Annotated in this window: 14 protein-coding genes and 1 tRNA gene; 11 read left to right on the forward strand and 4 right to left on the reverse strand. The window is 66.2% G+C overall.

Going from position 1 to position 17,722, the window contains the following annotated elements:
* Window positions 1–22 precede the first annotated feature (22 nt).
* Window positions 23–1,093 carry an alpha/beta hydrolase gene (locus BLU04_RS07715; RefSeq protein ID WP_093284282.1) on the reverse strand — a complete coding sequence of 357 codons (1,071 nt, stop codon included), beginning with the start codon at window positions 1,091–1,093 and terminating at the stop codon, window positions 23–25.
* A gap of 180 nt (window positions 1,094–1,273) precedes the next feature.
* Between BLU04_RS07715 and BLU04_RS07720 the strand changes: the two genes are divergently transcribed.
* Both BLU04_RS07720 and BLU04_RS07725 read left to right on the forward strand, forming a co-directional pair.
* Window positions 1,274–2,209, forward strand: a complete 936-nt coding sequence (locus BLU04_RS07720) for an NAD-dependent epimerase/dehydratase (RefSeq protein WP_093284285.1) — start codon at window positions 1,274–1,276, stop codon at window positions 2,207–2,209.
* Between the two features lie 819 nt (window positions 2,210–3,028).
* Window positions 3,029–4,450 (forward strand): methyl-accepting chemotaxis protein, encoded by a 1,422-nt coding sequence (locus tag BLU04_RS07725; protein WP_093284288.1) that lies wholly within the window; start codon window positions 3,029–3,031, stop codon window positions 4,448–4,450.
* A gap of 186 nt (window positions 4,451–4,636) precedes the next feature.
* Here the strand turns inward: BLU04_RS07725 and BLU04_RS07730 are convergent.
* Window positions 4,637–4,721, reverse strand: a tRNA-Leu gene (locus BLU04_RS07730).
* A gap of 154 nt (window positions 4,722–4,875) precedes the next feature.
* On the opposite strand from BLU04_RS07730, the gene BLU04_RS07735 reads away from it, so the two are divergent.
* The 3 genes from BLU04_RS07735 to BLU04_RS07745 are packed head-to-tail and all read left to right on the forward strand — an operon-like array spanning window position 4,876 to window position 8,744.
* Window positions 4,876–5,214 carry a P-II family nitrogen regulator gene (locus tag BLU04_RS07735; RefSeq protein ID WP_093284292.1) on the forward strand — a complete coding sequence of 113 codons (339 nt, stop codon included), beginning with the start codon at window positions 4,876–4,878 and terminating at the stop codon, window positions 5,212–5,214.
* Window positions 5,215–5,265: 51 nt separating this feature from the next.
* Window positions 5,266–7,059 (forward strand): hypothetical protein, encoded by a 1,794-nt coding sequence (locus tag BLU04_RS07740; protein WP_093284295.1) that lies wholly within the window; start codon window positions 5,266–5,268, stop codon window positions 7,057–7,059.
* Window positions 7,056–8,744 (forward strand): hypothetical protein, encoded by a 1,689-nt coding sequence (locus BLU04_RS07745; RefSeq protein ID WP_157895201.1) that lies wholly within the window; start codon window positions 7,056–7,058, stop codon window positions 8,742–8,744. Before BLU04_RS07740 ends, BLU04_RS07745 begins: the two co-directional genes overlap by 4 nt.
* Window positions 8,745–9,163: 419 nt before the next feature.
* Here the strand turns inward: BLU04_RS07745 and ilvB are convergent, their stop codons facing one another.
* A complete protein-coding gene (ilvB, locus tag BLU04_RS07755) occupies window positions 9,164–10,927 on the reverse strand; it encodes a biosynthetic-type acetolactate synthase large subunit (protein WP_093288532.1) in 1,764 nt (587 codons plus the stop codon).
* Window positions 10,928–11,176: 249 nt separating this feature from the next.
* Here ilvB and rplM point away from each other — a divergent pair, with 249 nt between their 5' ends.
* The 6 genes from rplM to argF all read left to right on the forward strand — a co-directional run bounded on the left by rplM (window position 11,177) and on the right by argF (window position 16,469).
* The gene (gene rplM / locus BLU04_RS07760) at window positions 11,177–11,617 is read left to right on the forward strand and encodes a 50S ribosomal protein L13 (protein ID WP_093284303.1); all 441 of its coding nucleotides are present in this window, start codon (window positions 11,177–11,179) and stop codon (window positions 11,615–11,617) included.
* A 19-nt stretch (window positions 11,618–11,636) separates the two neighbouring features.
* Window positions 11,637–12,032 carry a 30S ribosomal protein S9 gene (gene rpsI / locus BLU04_RS07765; RefSeq protein ID WP_093284305.1) on the forward strand — a complete coding sequence of 132 codons (396 nt, stop codon included), beginning with the start codon at window positions 11,637–11,639 and terminating at the stop codon, window positions 12,030–12,032.
* Between the two features lie 182 nt (window positions 12,033–12,214).
* Window positions 12,215–13,246 carry an N-acetyl-gamma-glutamyl-phosphate reductase gene (gene argC / locus BLU04_RS07770; protein WP_093284308.1) on the forward strand — a complete coding sequence of 344 codons (1,032 nt, stop codon included), beginning with the start codon at window positions 12,215–12,217 and terminating at the stop codon, window positions 13,244–13,246.
* A 71-nt stretch (window positions 13,247–13,317) separates the two neighbouring features.
* Window positions 13,318–14,619, forward strand: coding sequence for a bifunctional glutamate N-acetyltransferase/amino-acid acetyltransferase ArgJ (argJ, locus tag BLU04_RS07775; RefSeq protein WP_093284310.1), 1,302 nt, complete (start codon window positions 13,318–13,320; stop codon window positions 14,617–14,619).
* Between the two features lie 20 nt (window positions 14,620–14,639).
* Window positions 14,640–15,509, forward strand: coding sequence for an acetylglutamate kinase (gene argB, locus BLU04_RS07780; protein WP_093284313.1), 870 nt, complete (start codon window positions 14,640–14,642; stop codon window positions 15,507–15,509).
* A gap of 72 nt (window positions 15,510–15,581) precedes the next feature.
* Complete coding sequence (gene argF, locus BLU04_RS07785) at window positions 15,582–16,469, forward strand: ornithine carbamoyltransferase (protein WP_093284316.1); 888 nt, start codon at window positions 15,582–15,584, stop codon at window positions 16,467–16,469.
* Window positions 16,470–16,602: 133 nt separating this feature from the next.
* Here argF and BLU04_RS07790 read toward each other — a convergent pair whose 3' ends face one another.
* Window positions 16,603–17,700: a hypothetical protein gene (locus tag BLU04_RS07790; protein WP_093284319.1), complete on the reverse strand. Its 1,098-nt coding sequence runs from the start codon at window positions 17,698–17,700 to the stop codon at window positions 16,603–16,605.
* Window positions 17,701–17,722 lie beyond the last annotated feature (22 nt).

Raw genomic sequence — 17,722 nt, forward strand, 5'->3', positions numbered from 1 at the left:
ACGGCGGCGGACCCTTCTGCCTTTACTCCCGCAGGAAGCCGAAGAGTTCCTGCTGGAAGAGTTCGGGGTGTTCCAGGTGGGGGATGTGGCCGCAATCGGGGATGACGACGAGGCGCGCACGGGGGATCTCCCGGACGGCCGCCTGGGCCATCTCGACGAATTGGCCCATCGTCTTCCGCACCTCGGGCGCGGCGAAGTTGCTCAGCGGCGCGGTGCGGTCCCGGTCGCCGACGACGAGGAGGGTCGGCGCGGCGATCTTCGGGTATTGGGCGCGGACGGGCTGGGTGTAGATCATCTGGTAGGCGCGGGCGGAGGCCTTCGCCCAGCGCATGTTGTCGGGCCCGATCGCCGCGCCGATGGGGACCTCGGTCATCTTCGCGACGAGCTCGGGCCGGGGAAAGGCGAAGTAGTGGTTGAAGAAGGCGGTGATCTTCTCGGGATCGTTGTTCTTCAGTTCGGCCTGGTAGAGGGCCTCGTCCGATTGGGCGGGGACCTTCAGGCTGTAATCCTCGAGGCCGATGGGGTCTTCCAGGATCAGCTTCGCGACCCGCTCCGGGTAGAGGATCGCGAAGTGGGCCGCCAGCATCCCGCCCGTCGAATGCCCGAGGACGACGACGGGACCGGCGATGCCGAGGCTGTCGAGCAGCGCGACGGTGTTCTGAGCGAGCCAGGAGAAACGGTAAGGCATGTCGGGCTTCGACGACTTGCCCCAGCCGATCTGGTCCGGGGCGACGACGCGGTACCCGGCGCGGGTCAGCGCCTCGACCAGGTTGTCCCAGTAGGGGCTGTATCCCGCGAAGTTCTTCCCGTGAAGGAGGAGGACCGTCTGGCCGTTGGAGCGGACGCCGGGCTGCGGCGCGATGTCCATGTAGGCCATCCGCAACGTCAGGTCCTGCCCCTCGGCCTTCACCGGGAGGAAGCGGACCGGATAGGGGTAGGGATAGGCCTCCAGCTCGAGGGTCACCGGGGCGTAATGGGAACTGGAGGGACCGTGGGAGGCCGGGGCGCCGAACAATCCCGCCGAGGCCGGGACGGGGAGGACGGCCGCCACGGCCAGGAGGAGGAGAGCGGGAAGGTGGAGGCGGGAAATCATGGCGTGCGGCGGGTCTCCCCATTATACCGCACCCGCGACGCTTGGAAAGCCGGAGAGGGAAATCGGCTATGGACTTGGAAAATAACTTCGGCTATCCACTCAAGCTCCTCCTTCCCCCGTAAAATCAGGGAAAACCGGGAGGCGTTACCCTAATAATCCTGTAAAAAGCGGCTTTGAAAAATGAGTAAAATCCTGGTGACCGGCGGCGCCGGTTATATTGGCTCGGTCCTGGTTCCCCAACTCCTGCAGCGGGGCCACAGCGTCACCGTCCTCGACACCTTCATCTTCCGCCAGCACACCCTGGCCGATGCCTGCGCCTACGAGACCTTCCAGGTCGTCCGCGGCGACGCCCGGGACGAGAAACTCCTCCGCAAGCTCACGGCCGACGTCGATTACGTCATCCCGCTCGCGGCCCTCGTCGGCGCCCCCATGTGCGCCCGGGACGAGGTCGGCGCGACGACGATCAACCAGGGCGCCGTCGAGCTCCTCTGCCGCATCCTCCGGCCCGAGCAGCGGATGATCTACCCGAACACGAACAGCGGCTACGGCGTCGCCACCGGCGACAAGTTCTGCACCGAGGAAACCCCCCTCTCCCCCATCTCCCTCTACGGCATCACGAAGACCAAGGCCGAGGAGGCCGTGCTGGCGCGGGGCAATTCCCTCACCTTCCGCCTCGCGACCGTCTTCGGGATGTCCCCCCGCATGCGCGTCGACCTCCTGGTGAACGACTTCGTCTACCGCGCGCTCAACGACCGGGCGGCGCTCATCTTCGAGGGCCACTTCAAGCGGAACTACATCCACGTCCGCGACGTCGCCGGGGCCTTCATCCACGCCATCGACAACTTCGAGGCGATGCAGGGCAAGCCCTACAACGTCGGCCTCGAGGACGCGAACCTCTCGAAGCTCGAGCTCTGCGCGAAGATCAAGGAGCATCTCCCCCAGTTCACCTACGTCGAGGCCGCCATCGGCGAGGACCCCGACAAGCGGGACTACATCGTCTCCAACCAGCGCATCCTCGCCACCGGCTTCACCCCCCAGTGGAGCCTCGACCGCGGCATCGTCGAGCTGATCAAGGGCTATCAGATCATCAAGAACACGATCTACAGCAACGTCTAGTTGCTATCGCCTCTTCGGCCTCTCGATCCCCAGCACATTGGGGGGCGGGAGGGCCGTCGAGTGTGCTGTCTCGGCTTCGGCGGCAGCTTTTTGAAAGCGAGGGATCGGGCGATTGCGGAGGCTGTAGGGGAAAATCCTACATGCCTTACGGAAGATATCCTATGGTTGCGCTTTCCCGGTAGGGTTACCATTGGTTCCTGCATTCCCTGCCTTGCTTTGCCGTCAATGAGATCCAAGAGTGTTTTCGTCGTGTGGGCGTGTGGCGTCCTGGTTTTGATCCTTTTTTTGAGTCGTCAGCACCAGACTCCGCTTCCGCTTCCCTCCCTCCAGGCTTCGGTTCCCGTGTCTGCCTCGTCTTCGTGGCGGCTGGTCCACTTTCTGGTTCCGGGCTGTGCCTGTTCCGATGGGGTCGCCGGCTATCTGGCCCGTCGCGGCCCTGTGACGGCAGAGGGGACTCTCGAAGAGGTGCTTTTGCTGGACGATGCCCCGGTTCTCTCGGCCCGTTTGAGGGGGGCGGGATGGAAGGTCTCCACCGTCCATCCGGGAAGCCCGGAAGGATACGGCGTCCGGGGCGGACCCTGGCTGATGATTTTCGATCCAAACGGCGGGACTCGCTATAGCGGCGGTTACGAGGGGAAACCGATTTCCGGGGATCGGGATTCCTTTGAGGATCTTGCCGTCCTCGCCCGGTTGCGCCGGGGAGAGCGTGTTGTTCCCTTTGGCCCTTTCGGGTGCATCGTCGGCTCGAAGTTCCTCGAAGCAGGTCGTTAGTCGTCCGGTTTCCGCATTATCGCAATCTTCTCCAACTTTCTAAAACTCATGAATACCGTCGCCACCACCGTTCAGGACAGCATCCGTGCCGAGCATCGGGCTAAGACAAACTTCCTCTTCCTTGTTTTGCTCTGGGCCCAAGTCCCGGCGATGGTCGGCGTCGCCGCTTATTTCGATACGGGGATGGGGCTGGCGGCAATGGTCGGGCTGGCCATCATGGCGGGGCCGACTCTTCTGTTTTTCCTGAACAAGGAAAGCCGCCTGGCCGGCGTCGCCCTCGGCATCGCCTCCGAATGCCTTGCCGCGCTGCTCATCCATTTGACGCAGGGGCGGATCGAGGCCCACTTCCTGGTCTTCATCATGATTCCTTTCCTGGCCCTCTACGCCGACCTCTGGCCGATCCTGGCGTCGGCGGCGACGATCGCCGTCCATCACGTCGCCTTTTTCTTTTTTCTTCCCCACAGCCTCTTCAATTATGACGCCGCCTTCGCCGTCGTCCTGGTGCACGCGCTGTTCGTGATCCTCGACACGATTCCGGCCTGTCTCTTCGCCCTTACCTTCCAGCGCTATGTGATCGGCTCCCGGAGCGCGCTCGCCGGATTGGAGAGAGCTTCCCAGAGTCTGACGGTGACGTCGCAGGCGCTGGCCGAGGCGAGCCAGGCGTTGGCCGACGGCTCCAGCCAACAGGCGGCCTCCCTCGAAGAGACGAGCGCATCGACCGAGGAACTCTCCGGCATGACGAGGCGCAATGCCGATAATGCGGTGAGCGTGCGCAATCTTTCCAGCGCGACCCGGAACACCGCCGAGACCGGCCTTGTCCGCACCCGGGAGATGCAGGCCGAAATGGAGGCCATCCAGCAGGCCAGCGGAGAGATGAATCAGGCGATGGGGGATATCAAGGCGTCGAGCGACAATGTCTCCAAGATCATCAAGACGATCGACGAGATCGCCTTCCAGACGAATATCCTCGCGCTGAATGCCGCCGTCGAGGCCGCGCGGGCCGGCGAGGCGGGGGCGGGATTCGCCGTCGTCGCCGAGGAGGTCCGGGGTCTTGCGCAGAGGAGCGCCCAGGCGGCCAAGGAAACGTCCCTGTTGATTGAAACCTCGATCGGCCAGAGCAACCGGGGGGTCGAGGTCAATAAGCGGGTAGTCGAGCGGATCAGCGCGATTGTCGAGAAATCGACCGGGGTGCGAGGGAGTCTCGACGACATCGTGGAAAAAGTCCGCCAAGTCGACACGCTGATTGCCGAAATCGCCGATGCCTCGAAGGAGCAGTCGTCAGGGCTCCAACAGATCGGCTCGGCGATGTCCCGCATGGACAAGGCGACGCAGGCCAACGCCGCCGGATCGGAGGAGACGGCGAGCATCGCCGTCGAGCTCAGCCACCATTCGAGCGATTTGCGCGGGGAGGTGGAGACGCTTTACTCTCTCGTCAATGGAACGAAGGCCTCGCAGCTTCTCCCGGGATAAGGCTGAGGGCGGGTCATCGACCGCGCGGCAGCCGATCCGCCCAAGGCTTTCCGTGGCCGTGCTTTTGGCCGTCTTTGTCGGTTGGAGGTGGCGCGAACAGGCGTTGCCTGTCGTCACGATGCGGTAAGCAAGTCGTTTCCCCCCATGGGGGAAGATTTGACCTGAAAAACACCTTCCGAAGGAAGATGGTGCACTCGGGGAGACTCGAACTCCCATGGATTTCTCCACACGCACCTCAAGCGTGCGCGTCTACCAATTTCGCCACGAGTGCAAGAGGAGGGGAGAATAAAGCGGGAAACGCTTTGGCTGTCCACTCTTTCTTGTGCGGCGGCGCTCTTTTTTCTTTGCCCAGAAGCGATTGCCTTCTTTCCGCCTCCCGGGGGATTTGATTCAATGGGGAAAACCCTTACAGGAATACCCGCACCATGAAAAAAATCGAAGCAGTCATCAAGCCGTTCAAGTTGGAAGAGGTCAAGACGGCGCTGGCCGAGATCGGCATCGAGGGGTTGACGGTTTCCGAGGTCAAGGGCTTCGGCCGCCAGAAGGGCCACACGGAGATCTATCGCGGCAGCGAGTACACGGTCGACTTCCTCCCAAAGGTGAAGATCGAGCTGGTGACGCCCGAGTCGAAGGTCGACGCCGTGGTGAAGGCGATCCTGGCCTCGGCCAAGACGGGCAAGATCGGCGACGGCAAGGTCTTCGTCCTCCCCGTCGAGCAGGCGATCCGCATCCGCACCGACGAGCGGGACGAGAAGGCCATCTAAGGCCGTTCCGGGTTCTTTTTTCCCCCAGCCCCCGCTTCCTTCCCGCGCTCCATGGCCACGTGGCTTTTCCCCGAGGCAACGGCTGATGCGGGCGAGGGGAAGGGGGGGCGGGGCCGCCGGGGGGGCAGGAACCTCCTTGGCGCCGATTGGCGGAAGCCGCTTCCGCTCCTCTGCCTGCTGGCGGTGCTCGCCGGGGCCTTCTGGGCGACGTTCCGGCTGGGCCGGATCGGGTTCATGTCGCTCGACATGCCGATCACGTGGGACGCGGCCTGGCGGATGATGAACGGCCAGTGGCCGTGCCGCGATTTCAACACGCCGGGCGATGTCCTCCCCGCCCTGATCCAGATCGTTTTCTTCAAGGTCTGCGGGGTCAACTGGTGGGGCTACCTGGTCCACGCGGGACTCTGCAACGCGGCCTTCGCCCTCGGGGTGATGCTCTTCCTCTCCCGGATGGGGGCGCCGGTGCTCCTCTCCCTCTTCGTCGGGGCGATGGAGGGGTGGCATTTCAACACGCCGATCGGGATTCCCTATTACGACCAGTATTCCTATTTCTTCGCGTTCTTCGCCCTCGCGGCGTTCACGCTCGGGGTCCTCGACCGGAACCTGATGCTGCGGGGGATCTTCCTCCTCCTGGTTCCGCCCCTCTGCGTGGCGACGATCCTCTCCAAGGTCTCCCCGGGGCTCTACGCGCTGGCGCTGCTGCCGGGGATCTTCGTCGTCTCCTGCCGCAGGGGGGAGCGTTGGGACGCGATCGGGGTGCTGGTCGCCTCGTCGATCCTGACAGTCCTCGGCCTCGGCCTGCTCTGCTGGTACGGCGGGGTTGCCCCGGACCGGGTGTGGGAGTCGTTCTTCGGTCTTCCCTCGGGCATCGGGCACGAGCGGTGGGCGGCGGTCCGCTGGGAGGATTGGCGGCTGCAGGCGGAGTGGCGGATGGGACGGCTGGCGGGGCTCTGGATCGCGCTCCCGGCGGGGCTGGCGGCGGCGGTGGCGCTCCTCGTCCGGCGGGAGCGGGGGATGGCGGGGAGCCGCTATGTGAAGCCGGAGAACGATCTCCGGCGGGATCGCATCCGGGCGCTGATCTGGATCACGCTGGCCGCGCCCTGGGTCGATCTGGTGACGTTCCTCTCCGCCGACCAGCAGGCGCTGAATTACCTCGCCTACGGGGTGCTCGCGCTGGGGACGGGGCTGACGGCCTTCGGCCTCGCGGCGGGGCGCGGAGTGGCGGCGCGGACGGTTTACGTCGCGGCGTTTTGCCTCATGGTGGCGGTGACGGTCCGGGTCGAGCTCGGGACGGCCTGGAAGATGGTGCTGCGGAATGTGAACGACTTCGGCCTCCCCGAGTCGACGAAGCTTTCCGAGTTCCCCCCGGCGGGCCGGGAGCTGGCGCCGATGATCTGGATCAACTCGAACGGCCAGTACTCGGCGGAGGAGTTCTGGCGGGTGGTCGATTTCCTGAAGGAGAAGAACGAGCCCTTTTTGATCGCGGGCCAGAACACGCTCCCCTACGCCTTCTGCGGCCGGGTGAATCCGTTCCCCATCGCGTGGCTCCATCGCGGGCTGACGTTCCCGAAGCCCGAGGACCCGCGCCGCCCGGCGTTCGACGCCTGGGCGATCGAGCGGCTGAAGGCGGCGGGTATCCGCTGGATGGCGGTCGACTCGACGTGGGGCAACTGGCTCGGCGACCTCCCGTTCCTCCAGGCCTGGGCCGACCGGGCGACGGGGCCCGAGGTGAGGATCGCCTCGTGGCGGCTGATCCCCGTCGACGTGGCGCTCCTCGGCCTGCCTGCGGAAGCGACGCCGACGCCCGCACCGCCGTCTGACGCGGTCCCGCCCGCCGCGCCATGAAGACGCCTGCGGTGCCGTGGCTTTTCCCCGGGACCGGGGGGCGGGGCGATTTCCGGGCGGCGTGGCTCGCGCCCCTGCCGTTGCTCGCCCTCGCGGCGCTCGCGCTGTGGGCGTTCGGCGCGACGTTCTATTACGGGCGGATCGGCTTCATGCCGCTCGATTCCCCGATCACGTGGGACGGCGGCTGGCGGATTCTCCGCGGGCAGGTGCCGCTCCGCGATTTCAACACCCCGGGCGATGTGATCCCGGCGCTCTTCCAGGCGGGCGTCTTCGCTCTCTGCGGGGTCAACTGGTGGGGCTACCTCGCCCATGCCGGGCTCAGCAGCGCGGTCTTCGCCGTCGGGGTGACGCTCTTCCTCTCGCGGCTCGGCTCGCCCCGGGCGGTCGCCCTCGGCGCGGGGGTGCTGGAGGGGTGGCTTTTCAATACGCCGAAGGGGATTCCCTACTACGATCAATATTCCTATCTCTTCGGCTTCCTCGCCCTCGCGGCGGCGGTGCTCGGGGTGACGGAGGCGGGAGTGTGGCGGCGGCGGTTTCTGGCGCTCGTCCCGCCGCTGGTCGCGCTCACGGCGCTCTCGAAGCTGACGCCGGGGGCCTACATCGTGGCGACGATCCCGGTGGCGCTCTGGCTGGGCGATCGGGAAGGGGAACGCGGGACGACGTGGCGCTGCCTCGCGGTCTCGGCGGCGGCGACGGCGGCGGGGCTGGCGCTGCTCGGCTGGGGGCTCGGGATCACGGCGGGGAGGGCGTGGGAGTCGTTGGTCCGGCTGCCGCTGGAGATGGGGAAGGGGCGGCAGGACTGGCTATCGGAGGAGACCGTCCTTCATCAGCTGGGCTGGTATTTTTCCCACTTCCGGGTCTTTTACTTCGCGCTTCCCGTCGCGGCCCTGGCGACGGTGCTGACGTTGCAGCCGGAGTGGGAGGCGGACGAGGAAAGGCGGCGCATCCGGCTGCTGGCGTGGATCGCCTGCTGTGCGCCGGGGATCGACGTCTTGGCCCAGCTCCTTTCCTCGCAGGGGAATATCAATTACCAGGCCTTCGCCCCCCTCGGCCTCGGGGCGGGGTTGACGGCGGGCCTCGTGGCGGCCGGGCGGCTGGGCGGGGAACGGCTGGCCCGGGGGAGGCGGTGGCGGGTGCTCTATGTCGCGATCCTCGCGCTCCTGGCGGTGCGGATGGGGCTGCTGGAGTGGGGCTCCTCGTGGAAGATCCGGGAACGGCAGGTGACGCTGCTCGGGCAGTTCCCGAAGGGATCGGCCGTCGAGGCCTATCCCCGCGCCGGGCGCGAACTGCGGCCGCTGATCTGGGTCGAGTCCTCCCCCGGGGAATCGCCGGCGACGTTCTGGCAGGGGATCGATTTCCTGCGGACGAGCGGGAAGCCGTTCCTCCTCGCGGGGCGGAACACGCTCCCCTACGCCCTTTGCGGCCAGGTGAATCCCTTTCCCGCCGCCTGGTATCATGAGGGACTCACGTTCCCCAAGGCGGGCGACCGGCGGCGCGAGGCTTTCGACGCCCGGGCAAAGGCGATGCTGAAGGCGGCGGGAGTGCGCTGGATCGCCGTCCAGGACGGCGACGACACGGCGTTGGCACTCTTCCCGTTCCTGCGGGAATGGGCGTCCCGGGGGGGGCATGAGGAGAGGCTTGGCTCATGGCGCTTCATCCAGGTCGATCCGGGACTGCTGCAGTAAGGGGGCAGCCCGGCCTACGGACGCGTGATTCTCCCGATAGGAGTCAGGGCGTATTGGTACTGCAATCCCTTCAGTACGTACCCTCGGGCGTACCGAAACCATCCGATTTTAATCCAGTTCGGAGACGGGGCGCCGCCAAAGCGCGTCCGCCTAGTTCAAGCCCTCAGAACAGGACTGCCTGCGCGATAGCGCAATACCTCGTAAAGGGGAAACTAACTTGCAGGGTCGGGAGACAAGTCACGGAGGGGCGGAGCCCCTCTGTGGCTATAAAGCGGATCGCCTCCAGCTGTACAGGGTCGACCGCGCAGGTCCCGAAGGGCCGCCCCGCTCCCATGGCGTCCAGGGGAGCGGACCGCATGGAAGCATCATCCAGAGGCGATTCTCTCTCGGGCTCTTGACCCCTTTTGGAAAGCCAAGCCCTAGCCCGGAATATCCCCTTCGAGCGCGCCCTTGTCCCCTTCCATCGGCTCGATGATGATGTCCCGCGCGGTGGCGCCGGCGGGGATCATGGGGAGGACGTGTTCGGTGTAGGGGACCATCACGTCGAGGACGTAGGCTTCCTTCGACTCGACGAGGCGCTTCAGCGCGGGACGGAGTTCCTCGGGCTTCGTGATCCGTTCCGACTTCACGCCGAATCCGGCGCAGATCGTCGGGTAATCGGGATAGATCGCCTTGAGGTCGTTCGGGTTGCCGAGGAAGGTGTGGCCGCGGTTGCTCTTGAAGAAGCGGTCTTCCCACTGCACCACCATGCCGAGGTATTGGTTGTTCAGGATGATGACCTTCGCGGGGATGTTCTCCGCCACGGCCGTCGCCAATTCCTGGACGTTCATGATGAAGCTGCCGTCGCCGTCGATGTCGATGACCTGCCGGTGCGGGTGGGCGACCTTCGCGCCGAGCGCCGCGGGATGGCCGAAGCCCATTGTCCCGAGGCCCGCCGAGGTGAGGAAGCTGCGCGGGTGGGTGAACTTGTAATACTGCGCGGCCCACATCTGGTGCTGGCCGACGCCGGTGGTGATGATCGCCTCGCCCTTCGTGATCTCGCAGAGCTCCTCGATCACGCGCTGGGGCATGATGACGTCGACGGGGGTGTGCTGGCCCTTGTAGCGGAGGGGGAATTCCTTCTTCCAGCCGTCGATCCGCTTCTGCCACTCGGGGAATTTCTTCCACCGGCGGCCCTGGGCGGTCTGGGCGGCGATGATCTTGTTGAGGCGCGTCAGGGCGTAGCCGATGTCGCTGAGGATCGGGAGGTGGACGTCCTTGTTCTTGTTGATCTCGGAGTTGTCGACGTCGATGTGGACGATCGTCGCCTTGCGGGCGAATTCCTTCACGTTGCCGGTCACCCGGTCGTCGAAGCGGACGCCGAAGGCGAGGACGAGGTCGGCCTCGTCGACGGCGTAGTTCGCGTAGACGGTGCCGTGCATGCCGAGCCACTTCAGCGAGAGGGGATGGTTCTCCGGGAAGCAGCCGATGCCCATCAGGGTCGTCGTCACGGGGATGTGGAGGGTCTCGGCGAATTTCCTCAGCTCGGCCGAGGCCTCGGCGCTGATGATGCCGCCGCCGACGTAGAGGACGGGCCGCTCCGCCTGCTCGACGAGGCCGAGGATCTCCTGGAGGGCGAGGTCGTCGGCCTTCGGGGGCGGGTTGAAGCCGCGGAGGTTCACCTTGTCCGGGAAGATCGGCTGGCAGGGCATCTGCTGGATGTCCTTCGGCATGTCGATGAGGACGGGGCCGGGACGGCCCGAGCGGGCGATGTGGAAGGCTTCCTTCACCACGCGCGGGATGTCGTTCACATCCATGATGAGGTAGTTGTGCTTCACCACGGGGAGGCTCATCCCGAAGACGTCGGTCTCCTGGAAGGCGCCGCGGCCGATCATGTCCCGCTTCACCTGGCCGGTGATGGCCACCAGGGGGACCGAATCCATGAAGGCGTCGGCGATGCAGGTGATGAGGTTCGTCGCGCCGGGGCCCGAGGTTGCCATGCAAACGCCGACCTTGCCCGTCGCCCGGGCGTAGCCGCCCGCCATGAAGCCGCCGCCCTGCTCGTGCCGGGGGAGGATCGTCCGGATCTTCTTCGACCGGGTGAGGGACTGGTGGAGGAGCATGCTCGCCCCGCCCGGGTAGGCGAAGAGAACGTCGACCCCTTCCCGCTCCAGGGCGGCGACGAGGACGTCGGCGCCGGTCATGGGGGGGGAGAGTTTGGCGGGGGCCTTCGACGTTTTCGTCGTCTTGGCCGCTTTGCCCTTCGATTTGTTCTCTTTGCTCATAATAATAACGGGGTTGTAAAAACGGGAGGGAGTCACTAAACCATACCCCCTCTCTTTTGGCGATATCGAAATACCCTTACCGGGGCCGAAATTTCAGGGGCATGTACAAAATAATTGACACTCCTCCCGATCGTACCTATTTTCACCCCTCCCTCAACTCCTACTGTTATGAGCAAAACGACGATCAGCGCCAAGGCCTCCGAAATCGAACGCAAGTGGTTCGTCATCGACGCCGCCAATAAGGTGGTGGGCCACGTGGCCGAAAAAGCCGCAGTCCTCCTCCGCGGCAAGCACAAAACCCTTTATACCCCCCATGTCGACTCGGGCGACTTCGTCGTCGTGATCAACGCCTCCAAGGCGATCTTCACCGGCAAGAAGGAGACCCAGAAGGAATACCGGAGCTTCTCCGGCTTCATGGGCGGCCACAAGTCCGAGACCCCGGCCCGCCGCCGCATCCGGAAGCCCGAACTGCTGATCGAGACCGCCGTGAAGGGGATGATCCCCCACAACCGCCTCGGCCGCCAGATCTACCGCAAGCTCAACGTCTACGCCGGTGCGGAGCATCCCCACGCCGCGCAGCAGCCCGTCGCCGTCGAGGTGACCAACTAATCTTAGAAAAAGAGATCCCATGCCCACCGCTTCCCCGATCCAGACCACGGGCCGCCGCAAGACGGCGATCGTCACTGTCAAGCTCAGCCCCGGCACCGGCATCGTCACGGTCAACGGCCGCGACGTGAACGACTACTTCACCACCACCACCTCCCGCATCGAGGCCGTCAAGCCCCTCAACGCGATCGAGGGCGGCAAGAAGTTCGACTTCGTCTGCAAGGCCATCGGCGGCGGCACCACCGGCCAGGCCGGCGCCCTCAGCCTCGCCATCGCCCGCGCCCTCATCGAGCACGACGCGGAACTCCGCCCCGCCCTCAAGAAGGGCGGCTTCCTCCGCCGCGATCCCCGCATGAAGGAGCGCAAGAAGTCCGGCCAGCCCGGCGCCCGCAAGCGCTTCCAGTTCTCCAAGCGTTAGTCTTTCTTTTCATCCTCCCGGAGGATGCGTCTCCCAGAGCGGGGCAATTGGATTCGATTCATTTCGGCCCGGTTGTCCCGCTTCGGTGTTTTCAGGGGTGTTTCCTTCTTTGTTTCGTTGCGTTTTCGCCGCTGTTTTGCCATCCATCCACTTGGTTCCAGAATCCTAGACCGTTCCACAACATGAATACCGCCATCATCGGAGCGTCCGGCTATGCGGGCGAGGAGACCGTGCGGATCCTCTCCCGGCATCCCCGGCTGAAGATCACGGCGGTGACCTCCCGGCAGTTCAAGGGGAAGACCCTCGGGGCGGTCGTCGGCGGCCTCACCCGGAACCGGGATATCCTCTTCGAGGACCTCTCCCCGGAGCAGGTCGCGGAGCGGGCCGACCTCTTCGTCCTCGCGGTCCCCCACGGCGTCGCCTCGGAGTACGCCGTCCCCCTGCGGAAGGCCGGGAAACTCGTCGTCGATCTCAGTGCCGACTTCCGGCTCCACGACCCGGCGGTCTACGAGGAATTCTACGGCCATCCCCATCCCTCGCCCGAGCTCCTCAAGGAATCGGTCTACGCCCTCCCCGAGCTCCACGCCGACGCCATCCGCAAGGCCGACCTCATCGCCTCCCCCGGCTGCTATCCCACCAGCATCCTCCTCGCCCTCGCCCCCGCCGTGCAGGAAGGGCTGATCGACCTCGCCACGATTTCCATCACCTCCCTCAGCGGCGTCACCGGCGCGGGGAAGAAGGCCGAGATCCCCCTCCTCCACGGCGAGATCGGCGAGAGCGCGAAGGCCTACGGCATCCCGAAGCACCGGCACCTGAGCGAGATCGAGCAGGAACTCGCCCTCCTGGCCGGGAAGCCGGTCCGCGTCAGCTTCGTCCCCCACCTTATCCCGATCAACCGGGGCATCCTCACCACCATCACCGCGCAGCTCGTCCAGCCGCCGGAGATCGCCGTCATCGCCGCGATCCAGGCCCTCTACGAGGAAGCCTACCGGAATGCCCCCTTCGTCCGGGTCCTCGCCGCCGACGCGCCCCTCCCCGAGGTGAAGAACGTCGCCCGGACGAACGTCGCCGAGATCGCCCTGCGGGTCGATCCCCGGACCGGGCGGCTGATCGTCATCTCGGCCATCGACAACCTCGTGAAGGGGACTGCCGGGCAGGCCGTCCAGGCGATCAACCTCCGTTTGGGATGGCCCGAGGACGAGGGACTTCTGTAGTTTGGTCTTCGTTCCGTCTCATCATTTTCTGCGGCATCTAATTTTTGAAAGTTGAATCAAAAGGGGAATCCATGGCGACTGTAATCGGTAAAGGCAAAGGCAAGAGCAAGGGCAGGGGCAAGGTCGTCAAGGCCGCCTCGGCCCCGGACGAGGGGCGGATCACGCTGCTGAAGAACGGCGGCGTCACCTCGCCCTCCGGCTTCCTCTCCTCCGGCGTCGCCGCCGGGATCAAGAAAAAGAAGGGCGCGCGCGACCTCGCCCTCGTCGTCTCGACCGTCCCCGCCGAGGTCGCCGCCGTCTTCACCGTCAACCAGGTGAAGGCCGCCCCCGTCCGCGTCTCGATCGAGCACGCGAAGCAGGGGAAGATCCGCGCCGTCGTCGCCAACGCCGGTTGCGCCAACGCCTGCACCGGCGTCGACGGCATCCGGGACGCGAAGGAGACGACCGAGCTCGTCGCCGCCTCCCTCACCGAGGCCGGGCTCCCGGCGAAGGGCTCCGAGGTCCTCGTCTGCTCCACGGGCCGGATCGGCATCCTCCTCCCGATGCCCGCCGTCCGGCGCGGGGTGAAGGCGGCGACCGCCGCCCTCGCCTCCGACGGCCACCACGCCGCCGAGGCGATCATGACGACCGACACCTTCGCGAAGCACGTCGCCGTCCGCATCGTCATCGACGGGAAGCCCGTCATCATCGGCGGCATCGCCAAGGGCGCCGGGATGATCCATCCCGACATGGCGACGATGCTCTGCTTCGTCACCACCGACGCCGCCATCGACCGGACCACCCTCCGCCGCTGCGTCGACGAGGGCGTCGCCCGCTCCTTCAACTCGATCTCCGTCGACGGCGACACCTCGACGAACGACACCGTCATCGTCCTCGCCAACGGCCAGGCGAAGAACCCGAAGCTGACCGCGAAGCACCCCCAGCTCCCCCTCTTCCGCTCCGCGCTCCGCCGCGTGATGAAGGAACTCGCCCGGATGATCGTCCGGGACGGCGAGGGGATCAGCAAGGTCGTCGAGGTCACCGTGAAGGGGGCCGCCTCCGCCCGCGAGGCGAAGCTGGCCGCCGAGGCCGTCGGCAAGTCGACCCTCGTGAAGTGCTCCTGGTGCGGCAACGACCCGAACTGGGGCCGCATCATGGACGCCCTCGGCTACTCCAAGGCCCGGATGCAGGAAGAACTCGTCGAGATCTTCTACGACGGGCTCCAGGCCGTCGTGAACGGCCAGCGGAGCCTCGTCCCCGAGACCCGCATCCGCAAGATCGTCGCCCGGCCCGAATTCACCATCACCATCCACCTCCACCTCGGCCACGGGGAATACACCTTCCTCACCGCCGACCTCACCGAGGAATACGTGACCCTGAACAAGGGAGAGTAAGCTCTCCCCAACCCCACGCCATGACCCCCAACGACCGCGCCGCCGTCCTCGCCGAGGCCCTGCCCTACCTGCAGAAATTCCGCGGGGAAACCTTCGTGATCAAGTACGGCGGCTCGGCGATGGAGAACGAGGAGCTCGTCGGACGGGTCCTCCGCGACGTCGTCTTCCTCGAGGCCGCCGGCATCAACCCCGTCCTCGTCCACGGCGGGGGGAAGGCGATCACCCGCGCGATGAAGGCGGCGGGCGTCGACGCCCGCTTCGTCGACGGCCTCCGCGTCACCGACGAGGCCCAGATCGAGCTGATCGACCGGACCCTCGCCGCCGAGATCGCCCCCGGCATCGTCCGGCAGATCGAGGCCTTCGGCGGCCACGCCGAGGCGATCTCCGGCAAGGAAGTCCTCAAGGCCGTGAAGATGCGCTACCGGACGTCGAAGGGCGAGGACGTCGACCTCGGCTTCGTCGGCGACGTCAACGACGTCGTCCTCCCGCCCATCCAGGCTCTCCTCGATCGCGAGGTCATCCCCGTCATCTCCCCCCTCGCGCGCGGGACCGGCGGCGAGGTCTACAACATCAATGCCGACATCGCCGCGGGCGAGGTGGCGAAGGCGCTGAAGGCGCGGAAGCTCATCTACCTCACCGACGTCAACGGCGTCCTCCTCGATCCGGCGATCCCCTCCTCGACGATCCCGACCCTCACCCCGGCCACCATCGCCGACCTCAAGGACAAGGGCGTCATCGCCGGGGGCATGATCCCGAAGGTCGACTCGGCGGTCGAGGCCCTCCAGAGCGGCGTCGGCCAGATCCACTTCCTCGACGGCCGGATTCCCCACGCCCTCCTCCTCGAAATCTTCACCACGGCGGGGATCGGCACCGAGATCCGCAACGACTGACCGTCCTCCCGTCCCGACTGTCATTGACTCCCGTCCGTTCTTCCCCTTTCCTTTTCTTTTGCCTCTTTTCCCATGAAGCATTTCCTCGCCCTCGAAGGCTTCGGCCTGGCCGATTCCCGGGACATCCTTGAGCGGGCCGCCGCCTTCAAGCGGGACCGCGACACCCGGACCGGCCACGCGAAGCCCCTCTCCGGGCAGACCTGGGCCCTCATCTTCACGAAGTCGTCGACCCGCACCCGCGTCTCCTTCGAGGTCGGCATCCGGGAACTCGGCGGCGAGTCGCTCTTCCTTTCGTCGAACGACATCCAGCTGGGCCGGGGCGAGCCGATCCGCGACACCGCCCGCGTCCTCGGGCGGATGACCCACGGCGCCGTGATCCGCACCTTCGCCCAGAGCGACGTCGCCGAGTTCGCCTCCTTCGGCAAGATCCCGACCGTCAACGCCCTCACCGACGAGGAACATCCCTGCCAGGTCCTCACCGACGTCTTCACCTTCGAGGAAAAGCGCGGCTCGATCGCCGGGAAGAAGGTCGCCTTCATCGGCGACGCCGCCTGCAACATGGGCCGCTCCTGGGCCTACGCTGCCGGGATCTTCGGCTTCGACATCGTCTTCGCCGCGCCGAAGGGCTACGAGTGCCCCGTCTCCGGGCCGAACGTCTTCCAGACCACCTCGTGCGCCGAAGCCGCCGCCGGGGCCGACCTCCTCTACACCGACGTCTGGGTCTCCATGGGGAAGGAGGCCGAATCGGCCCAGCGCCTCGCCGACATGGCCCCCTACCAGATCAACGCCGCCCTCCTCGCCCGGGCCAAGCCCGACGCGCTCGTCCTCCACTGCCTCCCCGCCTACCGGGGGAAGGAGATCACCGAAGAGGTGATGGAAGCGCGCGCGCAGGATATCTTCGACCAGGCCGAGAACCGGCTCCACGTCCAGAAGGGCGTCCTCGACTGGCTGGTGGGGTAAGGGCCCGCCCCGCCTCCCCGATCCCCAATCCCGAATCCCAAAAACGAAACAAGGCGGAAGGGCGCTGATCCCCTTCCGCCTTGTTGGTTTTTGCGGGTCTGCAGGCCAGCAGCCCCGCAAAAGGGTCTCCAAATCAAGTATCGGTCTCGCCCGCGCTGCCGGGGCCGCCGGGGCCCTGGCCTCCGCTCTGCGTGTAGGCCTGCCAGAGGCGGTCCTGCTGCTGGTAGACCGGCAGATTCTGCTGGATCGACGAGGCGAGGTTTTCCCCGAGGGTCTGGAGGGTTTTCAGGAACTGCTGGGCCTCGCCCGAGGTGAGGGAGGTCGAGGAGGTCAGCGAACTCGAATCGAGGCTCAGCGAGGTGGCCGCGCCGACCGACGAGGCCGACGGATTGCCCGCGCCGGGGGGCGGCGGGGGCGGGCCGAAGCTCGGGAACGAATCGAACGCGCCGGAACTCGTCGAGGAGGCGGCGATCAACGACGAGGTAAAGAGGTCGAGCGACGAGGTGATCGAGAGGAGGCTGAGCGAGATCGACGAGGCGACGGTGCTCGTCGTGTCGTCGCCGTCGAGCGCGCCGATGGCTCCGAGGCCGCCGCCGCCCCCACCGCCATGATGCCCATGGTGGCCGCCCCCGCCGACGCCCCCGATGCCGAGGGAGGCCGCCGACGAGGCCGAGGAATCGGAGTAGGAGCCCGAGGAAGTGCCGGAGGACGAGGCCTGGCCCTGCGAGAGGAAGAGATTCCCGAGCGCCTGGAGGTCGCCGAGGAAGGCATCGACGGCGGCGCTGCTGATCGAGGAGGTCGTCGTCCCGACCGAACTCGACGACCCCGAGTCGCCCCCGCCGACGGCGGCGAGATCCTTCTGGAGGTCGGCGATCAGGCTCTGGAGCTTCTGGGCGAAGGTGTCGGTCGAGGCCGTGCTGCCGGAATCGCCCGAGCCCGAGATCGACGAGGCATAGAGGCTGCTCGACTGGCCGAGGGAATCGAGCAGGTCCGACGCCTGCCGGGAGGAGCGGGCCTCCTGCGGGGAGATCCCCGAGCTGCCGCTGTCCGCGCCCGAAACCGAGCCGCTCTGGAAGGTGTCCTGGGGCCAGGTGTTCTGGCTGCCGAGGATCGACGAGATTTCCGAGGAGCCGAGCGAGGTCGAGGTCGAGACGGAGACGGAGCTGCTCGCGGTGAGCGAGCTCAGGTAGGCGTCGTAGGGCGTCGTGGAGCCGAGGGAACTGATGGACATAGGGGGTCTCTCCTTGCGGGTT

The organism is Verrucomicrobium sp. GAS474, assembly GCF_900105685.1.
Lineage (GTDB): Bacteria > Verrucomicrobiota > Verrucomicrobiia > Methylacidiphilales > GAS474 > GAS474.